Consider the following 14,971-nt stretch of genomic DNA (forward strand, 5'->3'; position numbering starts at 1 on the left):
CAAACAATAGACCATTTTCTTTAACATTCATTGGTCAAATAAAGTCAAACTTTATTTTAAGGAGGTCATGGCAAATGCGTTGTCAACATTGTCAAGTAAATGAAGCAACTATTCGCCTGAATATGCAAGTAAATTCGTCCCGGAGCCAAATGGTTTTATGTGAAGACTGCTATACCTCTTTGATGGAGCAGTCAAAAATGAAAATGGGACCTCAGCTCTTTGGAGGAAGTTCATTCTTCTCTCAGGCAGCAGGTCATGCCCCAAACATGGAGCAGCCAAAGCAAAAAGGCTTACTCGATGAGCTCGGCCGTAACTTAACAGATGGAGCAAATGCTGGTTTAATTGATCCAGTCATTGGCCGTGATGAAGAAGTCGCAAGAGTCATTGAGATTTTAAATAGAAGAAATAAAAATAACCCTGTTCTTATTGGTGAACCAGGCGTTGGGAAAACAGCGATCGCAGAAGGACTCGCGCTCAAAATTGCGAGCGGCGATGTGCCAAATAAATTAAAGAACAAACAAATCTATTTATTAGATGTCTCCTCACTTGTCGCAAACACAGGGATACGCGGTCAATTTGAGGAAAGAATGAAGCAGTTAATCAAAGAACTGCAAAGCCGTAAAAATATCATCTTATTTGTAGATGAAATCCACCTTCTTGTGGGCGCAGGATCTGCAGAAGGATCAATGGATGCTGGAAACATTTTAAAACCAGCCCTTGCAAGAGGTGAACTGCAGCTAGTAGGTGCGACGACATTAAAAGAATATCGCCAAATTGAAAAAGATGCTGCACTCGAACGGCGCTTCCAGCCCGTCATCGTAGATGAGCCAACACAAGATGAAGCGATCGACATCTTAAAAGGCATTCAAGATAAATACGAGGCTTATCATGGCGTCACCTATTCAGATGAAGCAATCAAAGCGTGTGTTCAATTATCTTCGCGGTATATTCAAGACCGTCATTTACCGGATAAAGCCATTGATTTAATGGATGAAGCTGGTTCAAAAGCGAACCTCTCCATTGATGCAGCAAGTGAAGATGAGCTGACAAATCGATTAACGGAAATTGCCGCAGAAAAACAAGCTGCGCTAAAAGAAGAACAATATGAAAAAGCAGCGAAGCTTCGCGATGAAGAAGAAGCCATTGAAGCAAGACTTCAAAACAAAACAACTGAAAAAGAGCATATCGTTACAGCAGAGGACATTCAGGCCATTGTGGAACAAAAAACAGGCATTCCTGTCGGGAAACTCCAAGCAGACGAACAAACCAAAATGAAAGAGATTGACGTCCGTCTAAAAGCACGAGTGATTGGGCAGGAGCATGCGGTTGATAAAGTGGCCAAAGCCGTGAAAAGAAGCAGAGCTGGATTAAAATCGAAACATAGACCAACAGGCTCCTTCCTTTTCGTTGGCCCAACAGGTGTCGGGAAAACCGAATTGTCTAAAACGTTAGCTGAAGAATTATTCGGTTCAAGAGATGCGATCATTCGTTTAGATATGAGTGAGTACATGGAAAAACACTCTGTGTCCAAACTCATCGGTTCTCCTCCTGGTTACGTTGGACATGATGAAGCTGGCCAGCTGACTGAAAAAGTGCGCAGAAAACCATACAGCATCATTTTGCTGGATGAAATCGAAAAAGCACACCCAGATGTACAGCACATGTTCCTGCAAATCATGGAAGACGGCCGCTTAACAGACAGCCAAGGCAGAACGGTCAGCTTTAAAGATACAGTCATCATCATGACAAGTAACGCAGGCACCGCAGATAAAACAGTCAAAGTGGGCTTCCAATCTGATCAGGAAGAAGCGTTTGAGGAACAATCACTCATTGATTCACTGAGCAGCTACTTCAAACCAGAATTTTTGAACCGTTTTGACAGCATCATTCAATTTGATTCACTAGACAGAGAGGATTTAGTGAAGATTGTTGATCTTCTGCTCAATGAGCTGTCAGAGCAATTAAAAGAGCAGAATTTAACAGTTCATGTCACAAATGAAGCAAAAGAAAAGATTGCAGAGCTTGGATATCATCCTGCATTTGGTGCTCGTCCACTTCGAAGAACCATTCAAGAGCACGTTGAAGACCAAATGACGGAGATCCTGCTTGAAGAGGAGCAGCTTTCTGGATTTACTGTGGATGTTGAACATGACGAAATCGTCGTAAAAAAAGGATAACTACATCTTCAGGATGATATGCACCTCCATCATGTTGCGGCGTCTAAGTTCCATCTGAACGCCGACGCTCCCCCGCCTCTTTTCCTTTACGATAAAAGAAAAAGAGGTGGATCACATGATGAATTGGAGCTACGATCTTGTCAAAATCATATATGAAGAAAAATTAAAAGAGCTGCTTGATTTAGATGAACCCGCTCAAAACGATTAAATGGAGACTCCCTTTATATGAGAGGGAGTTTCTTCTTTTACATATTTAGAAAGCGCTTTCGTCAAAAATTCTTCACAGAAACTGTCTTAATTTTATATTCTGACTAAAACCATTCTAGAACACACCGATATTAACTATAGAAAAAGATAGTTAAAGGATTTGGTGAGATAATGGACAAAACATCGTTAATTGGTATTATTTTAGCATTTATTGCACTGGGTGTCGGTATGGTTTTGAAAGGTGTGAGTCTAACTGCTCTTCTCAACCCGGCGGCTATATTAATCATTATTGTTGGAACGGTTGCAGCTGTTGTCATCGCATTCCCTTCTAGTGAAATTAAGAAAACACCAAAATTGTTCGGAAAAATTTTCAAAGACAGCCAGCTTCCAACGATTCAAGAAATGATCCCTCTATTTTCAAACTGGGCACAAATTGCGCGTCGTGAAGGTCTTTTGGCATTAGAAGCAAGTCTTGAGGAAGTCGATGATGATTTTCTAAAGAACGGGTTAAGCATGGCAGTTGACGGCCAAAGTGCTGAATTTATTCGAGACGTCTTAACAGAAGAAGTTGACGCCATGTCTGAACGACATCAGTCAGGTGCATTAATCTTTACACAAGCTGGTACATACGCTCCGACGCTAGGGGTACTTGGCGCCGTTGTCGGACTTATTGCCGCACTTGCCAACATGGGAGATATTGAGGCACTTGGGCATGCAATCAGTGCTGCCTTCGTCGCCACACTGCTTGGGATTTTTACCGGGTATGTATTATGGCATCCATTTGCCAACAAGCTGAAGCGTAAATCAAAGGAAGAAGTAAAGCTTCGTCTGATTATGATCGAAGGTATTCTGTCTGTTCTTGAAGGTCAGTCTCCAAAAGTCATTGAACAAAAACTTCTTATGTACTTACCAGCAAAAGAACGTGCAAATCTTGTCATTGAAGAAGGAGAAAATCAAAATGGCTAGGAAACGTAAAAACCATGATCATGAAGACCATGTAGATGAATCTTGGCTTATCCCTTATGCCGATCTTCTGACGCTTCTTCTCGCCCTCTTCATTGTGCTTTTTGCATCTAGTTCAATTGATGCGGCAAAATATGAACAGATGGCTAAGTCTTTTAATGTAGTTTTTACTGGCGGTACCGGTGTTATGGATCAATCCAGCATGCAAAGCACGGAAGAAACTGAAAACAGCAACCAGGTCAAGAAAGCAGCCGAGGAAGAGAAAGATGAAGAAGCCAAAGCAAAGGCTAGGGACCAAGCGGTTCTCACAAAGGTCAAAAAGCAGGTCGATTCATTCATTGCAAATAAAAAACTTGGTGCCAAGCTCGAAACAAAGCTTACGGATGAAGGACTTCTCATTACGATTGAAGACAGTATCTTCTTTGATTCTGGGCGGGCAGTTATTCGCCCTCAAGATGTCCCGTTAGCAAAAGAAATCTCAAAACTGCTCGTCATTAATCCCGCACGTGACATTGTCATTAGCGGACATACAGATAATGTACCGATCAGAAATTCAGAATTTGAATCAAACTGGTATTTAAGCGCCATTCGCGCTGTGAACTTTTTAAATATTCTTCTTGAAAACAGCAATCTAAACCAAGAGAACTTTAGTACAAAAGGATACGGCGAATTCAAACCGATTGCCTCAAACGATACAGCAGAAGGCAGAAGTAAAAACCGGCGTGTAGAAGTACTCATTTTACCGATTGAGAAAAAAGCGAAATAAAAAAAGAAGCCAGGGGCTTCTTTACAGATTGTTGACAAAGGGCTAAAATGATCTCTATTTTAGCCCTTTGTCTTCTTTTCAGCGTGATAGAATACCTTTGCAGTCTAGGAACGAGCACCGGCACGCAGGACTAACGCCGAATGCGAGGAATTGCCTGCACGCTGAAAAGGAAGCCAGCGGCTTCCTTTTTATTTAGTCTTGATGATCATATAAATGCTTTGCACGCAGCCCTACATGTTTGAGCATATCAATGCAGACATCTTTCTCTTCTTCGCTCAGGACACTGATCATCTCATGAATTTCTTTCGCATGATCTGGGAAGATGTCATCAAGCAAAGCTCGTCCCTGCTTGGTAATATGCGCAAATGTCACTCTGCGGTCTTCTGCACAAGCCTTGCGACTGAGAAGTTCTTTCTTCTCCAATTTATCGACCACATACGTGATGCTGCCGCTTGCAAGTAAAATCTTATCACCGATTTGCTGAAGCGGCTGATCACCTTTATGATATAGCAATTCTAGCACAGCAAATTCAGTTGGATTCAGCCCGTGCTTCACAATATGTTTGTTCATGTGATGATTAATTGAGCGATAGGCACGTGATAATACAATAAATAGTTTCAATGATTTTTCAACATTATGATTTTCCATTTTTTATCATCCTTTATGAAATGCAACCTACTAATGTGACATTAATAAACAATAAGTAAAATGTCAACATTTTGATCCATCTTTAGCACGAAAATGAGACCAGAACGAATCACCTAATTTTTTAAAAATCACACAAGTCATCGTAATAAAGATAGGTTCAATGCTATAATAAGTCTATTAGGTAATACGTTGGAGCGATGAATGATGAGTATACTGAAAGGGTTTTGGAAGAAGATCAGGCTTTACCTTATTTTGGTCATGCTTCCAACCCTAATCATTAGTTATTTTATCTACGAAAAAGAAACTGAAAAAATCGATTTAAAGAACAAACAAACCGCTACACTTATGTTAAATATTCACAAAAACCAAATGAATTATTTAATAAGTGAGACAGAAGCGAGATTAACTTCCCTTGCCATGGGATTTGACCAGCCGCTTGAGACGAAAAAAGTACAAAACATCCTAGAGAAAATCTATAAACAAGAACCTCGTTTTTCAGGTCTGTATCTCCTAGACAAAAAAGGAAATGTAACAGCAAGCACCACCCCGTTAAAGGAAAAAATCAACCTATCATTCAGAGATTACTTTAAACGCATTCAAGTGACCAAGCAGACCGTGATCACAGACAACTATGTGAGCCGAATTACAAAACAGCGGATTCTCTCCATTTGTGTGCCTGTTCTCGATGAAAACGAAGAGGTCACCAATGTACTGATTGCCGCCATTCAAATTGATTATTTAAGAAATATTATGAATGTATTGAACCCTGATCTTCATTTTAAGATGCTGAATCAAAATGGACATGTTGTGTTTACAAGCGGTCCACAGCCAGTACCCGAGGGCGGCAGCACCGTGTCTACATATTTAGATGAAAACAGCTGGAAGCTGGAGGTCTTTCCGCAGCGTGCTTCAACTAGTGAAGTGCTGTCTGTGATGCTCATCCCTTTATCCAGTGCGTTTATTTTATTAAATATTTTATTCACACTCGTCCAATATATCGTGTTAAGGCGGCAAACTCAGCAGGAGCGTCATGAAAATGAAGCGCAAAAGCTTGAATTGATCGGAACACTCGCAGCAAGTACAGCACACGAAATTCGCAACCCATTAACAGGGATTAGCGGATTTATCCAGCTATTGCAAAAGAAGTATCATTCAGAAGAAGATCAGCTCTATTTTTCTGTCATCGAGGAAGAAATTAAACGGATCAACCAAATCGTCAGTGAATTTCTTGTATTAGGAAAACCAACGGCCGAAAAATGGCAGAATAACTCTGTAAAAGAAATTGTAAGTGAGATCATGCCGATCGTTTTCTCTGAGGCAAACCTTTATAATGTGGAAGTGGATTTGCAAATCAATACGATTCAAGATGTGGGCGTGTATTGCACAAAGGATCATATTAAACAAGTCGTTTTAAATGTAGCAAAGAACTCTTTAGAAGCGATGCCAAACGGCGGTCATTTGAAGATTGTGATCGAAGCTGAAAAAGAACATGTCATCATTAAAGTAGAGGATACAGGTGAAGGCATACCAGAAGAGATGTTAAAGCACATCTTCCTCCCCTTTATTACGTCGAAGGAAAAAGGCACAGGTCTTGGGCTTGTCGTGTGTAAACGAATCATTTCGATGTATGGCGGAACAATTGATATTCATAGCGAAGTGAATAAAGGAACGACTGTTATGATCATGCTTCCTTCTGCTCACTCAGCATAACTGAAGATGTCAGCCGGTTTTGCTTATGCAAGACCGGTTTTTCATGTCAATAAGAGGGGCGGTTCACAGATAAAAGACTCATTTGAGACACAAGATCATGAAAGGAGGGGGCAGATTGTTTCTCATGAAAAAGAAGATGCTGATACTCATTCATCAGGTTGTCCAGTTCTTGACTATATTTAATTGTCTTCTCACCAGTGTACCCTTCCACTTGAGCAGCTTCTACCATTTGTTTTCTCTTCTCATCAATGGACATCAGCAATTGTTCTTTCCTTACATAAATATTCATGATCTCAGCTCCCGCAATGATTTCGACTGTCTATGCTCAAAATGATCCGACACCAAAATTATACTTTATTTGTAAATTAAATTAAATATGCTTATTTTATTTAATTTTTTACAGCCTAAAGACCTTTTACCCAATCAAATTTGGGGGTAAACTTCAAATTTGGACAGGACTGACACATTGATTAAACAGAATTTTATCCTATGCAGAAGATCAAAATCAACTATTTTCTTTCTCATTTTATGTCTAATTTCCTAAAAAAAAGCTGATCTTCCGCCTCATGCGGAATGATCAGCTCTATCATTAAACCGTTTCTTCCTCGTAAATCGGCACCCAGCCCTCAGTTGTGACAAATATGCGAACTGCGACCACTTTGCGATCCTCTTGAAGTGTAAAGTAATGACGAATGTTTGGCGGCACAGAAATTAAATCACCTGGATTCAATCTCACATCAAAAAAGACGCCATCCTTGCCTTGAATAGCAAAGATTCCGTGCCCGCTCACAATAAAGCGTACTTCATCATCTGTATGGTGATGCTCACGTTTAAAGTTTTGGAGCAGCTCATCAAGATTTGGAGTGGCATCAGACAATGAAATAACATCCTGCGCTTTGTACCCTCTTTTTTCAGAAATACTTTGGATTTCCTTTTGGAAAACAGTCAAAATCTCTTCCTTTTCCTCATCAGTTAAATCATACTTTTCTGATAAACGGTTTGGCAGCTTTTCAATATCCCAGTGCTCATAAATGACCCCTTGGTTTTCTAAATATGATGCTACCTCTTGTTCGTTCTCAAGTAATGTGTTCTCTTGGTTATGAATCAAAATCGTCGCCATGTGCTTTTCCTCCTTTTTATCTTACAAGCTGCTGTTGATAAAGCGCTAATTTTAAGTGATAGCTAAATAAAAATTCATATGCTTCTAATACTCGTTTTGCTTCAAAGGCTGTTTCTCCCCAGACCGTGATGCCATGATTGCGAATAAGTACAGCACCAGATGACGCCTCTAGTGTCAGATGTTTGGCAAATTGCTCTGCAAGCTGCGGAATATGAGCTGGATTTTCAATAATCGGAATCGACACTTCTGCATCCTCTTCCCAATAACCAAGCGCTTTGATGATTTCGTTGCCTTTAAAACGAATCTCTCCCTTATCCCCATACAGCTCTGACATCACATTATTATCGATTGTATGGACATGGAGGCAGCAGCCTGCTTTCGTCCGTTCATACACGTACGTGTGAAGCAGTGTTTCAGCTGATGGTCTAAGCGGCTCGTTCGGATCATGAGGCTGACCTGCCGCATTCACTAGCACAAAATCTTCGTTTGTTTCTTTTCGTTTATCTTTGCCGCTTGCCGTCACCAAAAACGTGATTGGATCATCCGACACCTTGATCGATAAATTACCGCTTGTTCCGAAAAACCAGTCTCTTTGTGCCAGTTCCCGTTTAACGTCTGCTAGCTCCTGCCAGCGTTTGCTCTTTGCGTCTGCCATTCCTTCACTTCCTTTATTTGAACAAATTGCGCGTGTAGATCAATAAATGTGCCATACTCCTTATGTACGAGCCCGAGCTCTTGACATTCATTGAGCAAATAGTCTCGTGCAAACGTAAGATCCGCATGCTTCGCCGCCTCCACATCAGTCACTGAATCTCCGATCATGATGATGAAGTCATCCTCATGAGTCAGCTTTCGAATGATTGAGGGCTTGCAGCATCCGCAGCCATTTTGACATTGCGTATCACAGGCATGCGGCCATTCAATCTGAATATGGTCTTCCCCAAATGATGCATGGTTGCAATAAATATTGTCTCGATCGACAATGCCTTCAAGGATAGGGTAGACAAAAAAGTCCATCCCCCCGCTCAGTACATAGAAAGGAATATCTGCTTTTTTTACCTCATCCACAAATTGCTTAAATCCTTCTCGAATCTCTGTATCCTCTAAAATAAATGATTGAATGGCATCCTTCTGATCACTTGTCAGTAATTGAAACATTTGCCCGACGCCTTCTTGAATGGTGATTTCCTTTGACAGGACACCATCCTTCAGCTTCGTCCATTCACTTGGTGCAAACTGTTTCATGATGCGGATGATATTATCATTTTTTGTAATTGTTCCATCAAAATCACAACATACAATTGGTTTTTTCATTATTCTGCTACCCTTCCCCAAAGATCAAGTGCCGCTTTTAAGTCTTGGCAGGAAGCCGCCTTATCTTGGATGGACTCTTCATGAATCACGGCATCAATGATCGAACGAAATGCCTGCCCTCCGCCGATGGCTCCCCGCGGATGTCCGTGAATGCCTCCACCTGCATTTATCACATGATCAATTCCAAAATCTTTGATCAATACTGGAACCATTCCTGGATGAATGCCTGCTGACGGGACAGGGAATGTTTTTTGAACCGTATCCTCTTTCACGCAAGCTTCATAGATTCCAAGGGCATCTTTTTTCGGAAGTGCAACCGACCCATAAGGTGAGGGGAAAAGGCTCAAATCAGCGCCAGCATATCGATTTAATTTGCCTAAAAGAAGAGAATGCGAGAATCCATATTCAGGAGAGGATGTCAAAGCACCACTCACAGCGGGATGCGCCATAATCGGCAGTGGAATGTCTGGGTCCTCAGCTAGGCTTTGCATGACATCCAGGCCGTAAGCAAAGACATTGAATAAGAGCGCATCTGCCCCAAGTTCAGCGGCCTTTCTCGCCCGATCCTTCAGGTCAAAGGTTCTGCCCGTTAAATTGACAGCATACAGCGTGCGGTGTCCTGTCTCTTCATAGGTTTCTTTTAAAATCGCTTTTCCTTCTTTGATTCGCTCTTCAAAAGGAGCTAATGGACTTTCAAATAAAATTTCATCGTCTTTGATGAAGTCAACCCCGCCTAATGCCTGTAAACGGAGCTGCTCTTTTAAATCCTGCATATCACGGCCGATAACGCCTTTAAAAATACTCATCAATAATGGACGATCAAACACATTTACCTTTTTTCGAATGCCATCAATTCCAAATACAGGTCCTGGCAGGCTTTTTTTAAATTCTTCAGAAAATTGGATATCGACTAGCTTCACTTTTCCATCTAGTGAAAGCTTTCCAAAAATCGTCGTGAAAACTGCTGGTAAATCAGCTGAAAAGTTTGCCTCAGGATAAGCAATCGTCACCTCTGATTGATAAAGACCATTTTCGGCTGGAGCAGCCTTTTCTAATACTTTTTCAACTCGGCCTTTATGCTTTTGAAGCTGCTCCTTTTTGAGCTGCGGCAAATCCGTCCATGATCCAACTGTTAAACCAAGCGCGATCTGCTCCGCTTTTCGATTTATTTGTTCATCCTCTCGATGTGTTAATACGTATGTTGCCAGTAATTCACTCACTAGGAATCCCCTTTCGATTGCGTCATGCATATGTTCAATAAAAAAACCTCTTCAAGTGCTTCTTGAGCGCCTTAAAGAGGTTGTTTCGTGTCATTCGTCCGAATCTTATCTCTCAGCGCTTGCTGCAAGAATTAGCACCGTGCTTCATGGAAGTCGGTTGCCGGGCTTCATTGGGCTAGTCCCTCTGCCTACTCTTGATAAGAATATTCAATTTTCTTAAATATTGCCTGAATTATCGCACCATTTTTTTATGTTGTCAATGGCTTTTTTTCAAACAGATTCAAAGCAGCGATGCGCTGAGCAGCTTCTTGTAACCGCTCCTCACTTGTTAGAAGTCCTACTCTCACGTACCCTTCACCGTGATCACCAAAGCCATTACCTGGCGCAACCACAACATGTGCCTTCTCTAATAATAAGTCAGAAAAGGCTTCAGATGTATATCCTTCCGGCACCTTTAACCAAGCAAAAAATGATCCCTTTGGTGCACTGACTTCCCAGCCAATTTCTTTGCAGGCAGCAATCCATACATTCCGCCTTTTCTCATATCGATCATTTTGCACCTGTACGCACGTTTGATCGCTTAATAGGGCTTCCGCTGCTGCATCTTGAGTGGCTTTAAACAGGGAGACAAACAGATGATCCTGATAAAGCTCAATGGCTTCAATAACAGACGAATTTCCAGCTGCAAATCCTACTCTCCACCCTGCCATATTATACGTTTTAGACAATGTGTAAATTTCTATTCCCGTCTCTTTCGCTCCCTCTATTTGCAGAAAGCTGAGCGGCTTTTCTCCATCAAATCCAATGCCGCCATATGCAAAATCATGGACAACACATAGCTTGTGATCTTTCGCAAATGTAACGGTTTCTTCAAAAAATGAACGGCTTGCCGTAGCCCCCGTCGGATTGTTGGGGTAATTTAAATACATTAATTTTGCCTTTTTCTTATCATCCTCAGGCAGCAAATCGTAGTCAGGTAAAAAATCATTTTTTTCAAGAAGTGGCATGGTTACCATATGCGCTCCAGCAAGCACAGCACCTGACCAATAATCAGGATAGCCAGGATCAGGGACAAGAAGCGTATCACCCGGATTCAGCAGGCATTGCGGCAGCTCAACAAGCCCTGCTTTTCCGCCAAATAAAATCGCAATTTCCGTCTTTGGATCAAGTGTGACGCCATATTCTCTTTCATAAAAAGCGGCAGCAGCCTTTTTTAATTTCGCTGTTCCACGGAATGAGGAGTATTGATGATTTTCAGGTTTTGCTACCGCTTCCTGCATGGCTTTTACAATGTGCGGAGGAGTTGGCTGATCAGGATTTCCCTGTCCCAAATTAATGATATCTGCCCCTTCCTGCACTTTTTTCTGCACCTTTTGGACAAGGGACGCAAAAAATTGCTTCGGTAATTGTTTCAACACATCTGATTGCTGGAATTCCATTTCTTCACCTTCTATTCAAGTTACGTGACAATACAATCACTGTAATGGATTGTTTTATGAATTGTAAAGCAATTTTGAAAAAAGATTGACATGTAAAGCAACGCTCTGATAATATCTTGAATTAAGAAATGCAAACAGACACGAAACAATTACATATTGATTTCTCTTATCGAGAGTTGGGCGAGGGATTTGGCCTTTTGACCCCAACAGCAACCGACCGTTAATACCACTGTGAAGTGGGGCGCAGCAAGTAACGCGCCAAGACAATTGTCTTATAGGGCACGGTGCTAATTCCATCAGACGTATGTGCTGAGAGATAAGAGAGGCTTTGAGCATACACACCATCAAGCCTCTTTCTCTCAGGAGAAAGAGGCTTTTTTATATGATTTGGAGGGGAAGCAATTGGTTACACTTACGGCATCATATGAAGAACTAACAGAAAGCTCGGCAGTTGCACTCGCAATTAGACTTGGTTTGATCCAAGAAAGCAGTCATTTGACATGTACTGAAATTGGTGACGGGAATTTAAATTACGTCTTTCATATTTATGATCACAAACAAGAAAAAGGATTGATCATCAAGCAGGCGCTGCCTTATGCAAAGGTGGTTGGGGAGAGCTGGCCGCTTACATTAGACCGGGCAAGAATTGAAAGTGCCGCCCTGATCAAGCAGTCAGAATATGCGCCGCACCTCGTACCAGCAGTCTATTATTCAGATACAGCTCTTGCAGTGACAGCCATGGAGGATCTATCTCACTTAGAAATCGTCAGAAAAGGGCTAATTGCCGGAAAACAATATCCGCATTTATCTGATCATGTTGGGGAATTTTTAGGAAAAACACTTTTTTACACATCTGACTTTGCTACAAATCCTAAAATCAAAAAACAATTTGTGAAGCAGTTTACGAATCCTGACCTGTGTGATATTACAGAAAAACTCGTCTTCACAGACCCTTTCTTTGATAGTGAAACAAATGACTTCGAAGAAGAATTAAGAGAATCAGCAGAAGCGCTTTGGAAAGATCTTGAGCTGCAAGCCAAAGCAGCGGAATTGAAGCGTATCTTCCTGACATCAGCTGAAACATTGGTTCATGGAGATCTTCATACAGGCAGTATTTTTGCAAATGAGACTGAAACGAAAATCATTGATCCAGAATTCGCGTTTTACGGTCCCTTTGGATTCGATATCGGCCACTTTATCGCCAATCTGTTCCTGAATGCTTTATCTCGCGAGAATGAACACGAGCAGCAGCACCTTTTTGACCATGTCGTCAATGTATGGGCAACCTTCAAAGAAGTGTTCACAAGAGCTTGGAAAGAGGACAGCATTGAAGCGTTTAGTGTATCGGACAGCTTTTTAGAAACAACCTTTGACCGGATTTTAAAAGAAGCGACAGGCTTTGCCGGCTGTGAGCTTGTCCGCCGAACAATCGGTCTTGCTCATGCCGCTGATCTTGATGCGATTCCATCACCAACTAGACGGATTCAGCAGAAAAAAGCAGCACTGACACTTGGAAAAACATTTATCAAACAATATCATACAGTGGAAACAGCGTCTGATCTCGTCGCATTATTCCAGCCATCTGTAAAGGAGTGACGGGTTTTGTCAAAAGAATTTGAAGTCCCCCGTTCTGTCGAATGGGAAGAAAACCGTATTCACATTTTAAATCAGCAAAAATTACCGGCCGAAACCGTATTTGAGCATTTATATACGAAAGAAGATGTGTATGATGCGATTGTGTCATTAAAAGTACGCGGAGCGCCTGCGATTGGCATTACAGCAGCTTTTGGGCTGGCGCTTAGTGCGCAAGCCATTGAGACAGAAGAAATGGATGTGTTTAAACAAGAAGTCATTCGAATCAAAGAATATTTAAACAGTGCTCGTCCAACCGCTGTGAACCTCGCCTGGGCATTAGACCGGCTGCTGCAGCGCATTCAGCGTGCAGCATCAGTGAATGCAGCCAAAACAGACCTTGTCCATGAAGCCATTCAAATTCAAATTGAAGATGAAGAAACATGCAGACAAATCGGTCAAAATGCTCTTCAGCTCTTTAAATCAGGTGACCGTATCATGACCATTTGTAATGCAGGCTCCATCGCAACGAGCCGGTACGGAACAGCCCTTGCTCCCTTTTATTTAGCCAAAAAGAAAAATCTTGATCTTCACATTTATGCATGTGAAACACGCCCTGTTCTTCAAGGTGCTCGTCTGACAACATGGGAGCTTATGCAAGGCGGCGTGGATGTGACGCTCATTACAGATAACATGGCAGCCCATACGATGAAGGAAAAGCAAATTTCTGCTGTCATTGTTGGAGCTGACCGTATCGCTCGTAATGGAGATACAGCAAATAAGATTGGAACGTTAGGTCTTGCCGTTCTAGCCAAGCATTTTAACATTCCGTTTTTTGTAGCAGCACCGCTTTCAACCTTTGATGTATCCACCCGCGACGGGTCAGATATTCCAATTGAAGAGCGCGACCCGCTGGAAGTAAAGGAATTAAACGGCGTCCCCATTGCACCGCCTGATGTTCAGGTATTCAATCCCGCCTTTGATGTCACTCCTCATCATCTTATTTCAGGCATCATTACAGAAAAGGGAATTATCACATCGAACTATGCAGAAGAGATTGATGCTCTTTTCGCCGAAAGCATCTCTCAATAATCGCAAAAAAGCGCCGTGTTCTTGTCATTTAAGAGCACCGCGCTTTTTTGTTTCTTGATTCGTTTTTGTTAAGATTTCTTTTTTTTGTTCTTCTGTCAAAACGTTCATTTTGACACATAGTGACGTAACGGCATACATTTTACCTTTTTTGCCCCAAAACATGCCAGCGCCCTCCTTTTTCCCTCAACCAACTTTTTTAGCTTAATAAAAGGATATGTCGCTTGACAAACATTTGGAACAGGTCAATCGATTTATTTTTGAACAAATGGGATGCCTTCTAATTCAAGGAGGACCGCTTTCATGTCTGTCTTCGATCCTGCATAGCCCGTCAGAGACCGGTCTTTTCCAATCACCCTGTGACATGGAATAAAAATAGGTAATGCATTTCGTCTGTTAGCTTGTCCGATGGCTCTTACAGCCTTTGGATTGCCAATCGCGTCTGCAATGTCTGCATAGCTTTTTGATTGACCATATGGTATGGCCAACAATGCTTCCCACACCTGCTCTTGGAAAGGGGAACCTGTTTGCTTGAGCGGGAGATCGAATACTTGACGCTCACCCTTGAAATATTCATCTAGCTGTTTTTTCGCTTCTTGTAAGACAGGCGTATCTGCTTGCTTTAGATTCGCTGCCTGCTTTTTTGCTAAAATTGGTTCATCATCAAACATCACCTCGATGATGGCACCATCCTTTTCTAGTATGTATAATTCCCCGATGGGTGCGTGATAGACGGTATAATACAC

General features: G+C 41.8%; 15 protein-coding genes and 2 riboswitches. Of the genes, 6 read left to right on the forward strand and 9 right to left on the reverse strand.

Translation table 11 applies throughout. The annotated features are described in order from the left end of the window. Positions 1 to 74: 74 nt before the first annotated feature. The 3 genes from EV579_RS02580 (at position 75) to motB (ending at position 4,113) form a co-directional block, all read left to right on the forward strand. Entirely contained in the window at positions 75 to 2,177 is a 2,103-nt protein-coding gene (locus EV579_RS02580; RefSeq protein ID WP_133743886.1) for an ATP-dependent Clp protease ATP-binding subunit, read from the forward strand. Between the two features lie 378 nt (positions 2,178 to 2,555). Further along, positions 2,556 to 3,350 carry a flagellar motor stator protein MotA gene (gene motA, locus EV579_RS02585; RefSeq protein ID WP_024424680.1) on the forward strand — a complete coding sequence of 265 codons (795 nt, stop codon included), beginning with the start codon at positions 2,556 to 2,558 and terminating at the stop codon, positions 3,348 to 3,350. Further along, positions 3,343 to 4,113 (forward strand): flagellar motor protein MotB, encoded by a 771-nt coding sequence (motB, locus tag EV579_RS02590; RefSeq protein ID WP_024424679.1) that lies wholly within the window; start codon positions 3,343 to 3,345, stop codon positions 4,111 to 4,113. Before motA ends, motB begins: the two co-directional genes overlap by 8 nt. A gap of 192 nt (positions 4,114 to 4,305) precedes the next feature. On the opposite strand, the gene mhqR is transcribed toward motB, so the two are convergent. Continuing rightward, a complete protein-coding gene (mhqR, locus tag EV579_RS02595) occupies positions 4,306 to 4,761 on the reverse strand; it encodes a MarR family transcriptional regulator MhqR (protein ID WP_024424678.1) in 456 nt (151 codons plus the stop codon). 204 nt (positions 4,762 to 4,965) lie between these two features. Here mhqR and EV579_RS02600 point away from each other — a divergent pair, with 204 nt between their 5' ends. After that, entirely contained in the window at positions 4,966 to 6,471 is a 1,506-nt protein-coding gene (locus tag EV579_RS02600) for an ATP-binding protein (protein WP_024424677.1), read from the forward strand. Positions 6,472 to 6,517: 46 nt separating this feature from the next. Here the strand turns inward: EV579_RS02600 and EV579_RS02605 are convergent, their stop codons facing one another. From EV579_RS02605 to EV579_RS02630, 6 genes are all read right to left on the reverse strand, one after another. Continuing rightward, complete coding sequence (locus tag EV579_RS02605; RefSeq protein WP_024424676.1) at positions 6,518 to 6,760, reverse strand: aspartyl-phosphate phosphatase Spo0E family protein; 243 nt, start codon at positions 6,758 to 6,760, stop codon at positions 6,518 to 6,520. 300 nt (positions 6,761 to 7,060) lie between these two features. Beyond that, positions 7,061 to 7,591 carry a 1,2-dihydroxy-3-keto-5-methylthiopentene dioxygenase gene (locus tag EV579_RS02610; RefSeq protein WP_103132201.1) on the reverse strand — a complete coding sequence of 177 codons (531 nt, stop codon included), beginning with the start codon at positions 7,589 to 7,591 and terminating at the stop codon, positions 7,061 to 7,063. Positions 7,592 to 7,607: 16 nt separating this feature from the next. After that, a complete protein-coding gene (locus EV579_RS19080) occupies positions 7,608 to 8,246 on the reverse strand; it encodes a methylthioribulose 1-phosphate dehydratase (RefSeq protein ID WP_133743887.1) in 639 nt (212 codons plus the stop codon). After that, positions 8,210 to 8,905, reverse strand: coding sequence for a 2-hydroxy-3-keto-5-methylthiopentenyl-1-phosphate phosphatase (locus tag EV579_RS19085; protein ID WP_133743888.1), 696 nt, complete (start codon positions 8,903 to 8,905; stop codon positions 8,210 to 8,212). Before EV579_RS19085 ends, EV579_RS19080 begins: the two co-directional genes overlap by 37 nt. After that, positions 8,905 to 10,125 carry a 2,3-diketo-5-methylthiopentyl-1-phosphate enolase gene (mtnW, locus tag EV579_RS02625; RefSeq protein WP_133743889.1) on the reverse strand — a complete coding sequence of 407 codons (1,221 nt, stop codon included), beginning with the start codon at positions 10,123 to 10,125 and terminating at the stop codon, positions 8,905 to 8,907. Before mtnW ends, EV579_RS19085 begins: the two co-directional genes overlap by 1 nt. Before the next feature lie 102 nt (positions 10,126 to 10,227). Then, positions 10,228 to 10,329: riboswitch (SAM riboswitch) on the reverse strand. Positions 10,330 to 10,373: 44 nt separating this feature from the next. After that, entirely contained in the window at positions 10,374 to 11,564 is a 1,191-nt protein-coding gene (locus EV579_RS02630) for a pyridoxal phosphate-dependent aminotransferase (RefSeq protein WP_133743890.1), read from the reverse strand. Positions 11,565 to 11,728: 164 nt separating this feature from the next. Continuing rightward, positions 11,729 to 11,886, forward strand: a riboswitch (SAM riboswitch). An 80-nt stretch (positions 11,887 to 11,966) separates the two neighbouring features. Between EV579_RS02630 and mtnK the strand changes: the two genes are divergently transcribed. Next, positions 11,967 to 13,160: an S-methyl-5-thioribose kinase gene (gene mtnK / locus EV579_RS02635; RefSeq protein WP_034623368.1), complete on the forward strand. Its 1,194-nt coding sequence runs from the start codon at positions 11,967 to 11,969 to the stop codon at positions 13,158 to 13,160. Positions 13,161 to 13,166: 6 nt separating this feature from the next. Continuing rightward, positions 13,167 to 14,228, forward strand: a complete 1,062-nt coding sequence (gene mtnA, locus EV579_RS02640) for an S-methyl-5-thioribose-1-phosphate isomerase (RefSeq protein ID WP_024426829.1) — start codon at positions 13,167 to 13,169, stop codon at positions 14,226 to 14,228. A 24-nt stretch (positions 14,229 to 14,252) separates the two neighbouring features. On the opposite strand, the gene EV579_RS18905 is transcribed toward mtnA, so the two are convergent. Together EV579_RS18905 and EV579_RS02645 are read right to left on the reverse strand one after the other, a co-directional pair. Next, positions 14,253 to 14,390, reverse strand: coding sequence for a hypothetical protein (locus EV579_RS18905; RefSeq protein ID WP_162860203.1), 138 nt, complete (start codon positions 14,388 to 14,390; stop codon positions 14,253 to 14,255). An 89-nt stretch (positions 14,391 to 14,479) separates the two neighbouring features. Further along, entirely contained in the window at positions 14,480 to 14,971 is a 492-nt protein-coding gene (locus EV579_RS02645; RefSeq protein WP_133743891.1) for a methylated-DNA--[protein]-cysteine S-methyltransferase, read from the reverse strand.

The sequence above is a fragment of the Bacillus sp. BK450 genome, assembly GCF_004364885.1.
In the GTDB taxonomy this organism is placed as follows: domain Bacteria; phylum Bacillota; class Bacilli; order Bacillales; family Bacillaceae; genus Bacillus; species Bacillus safensis.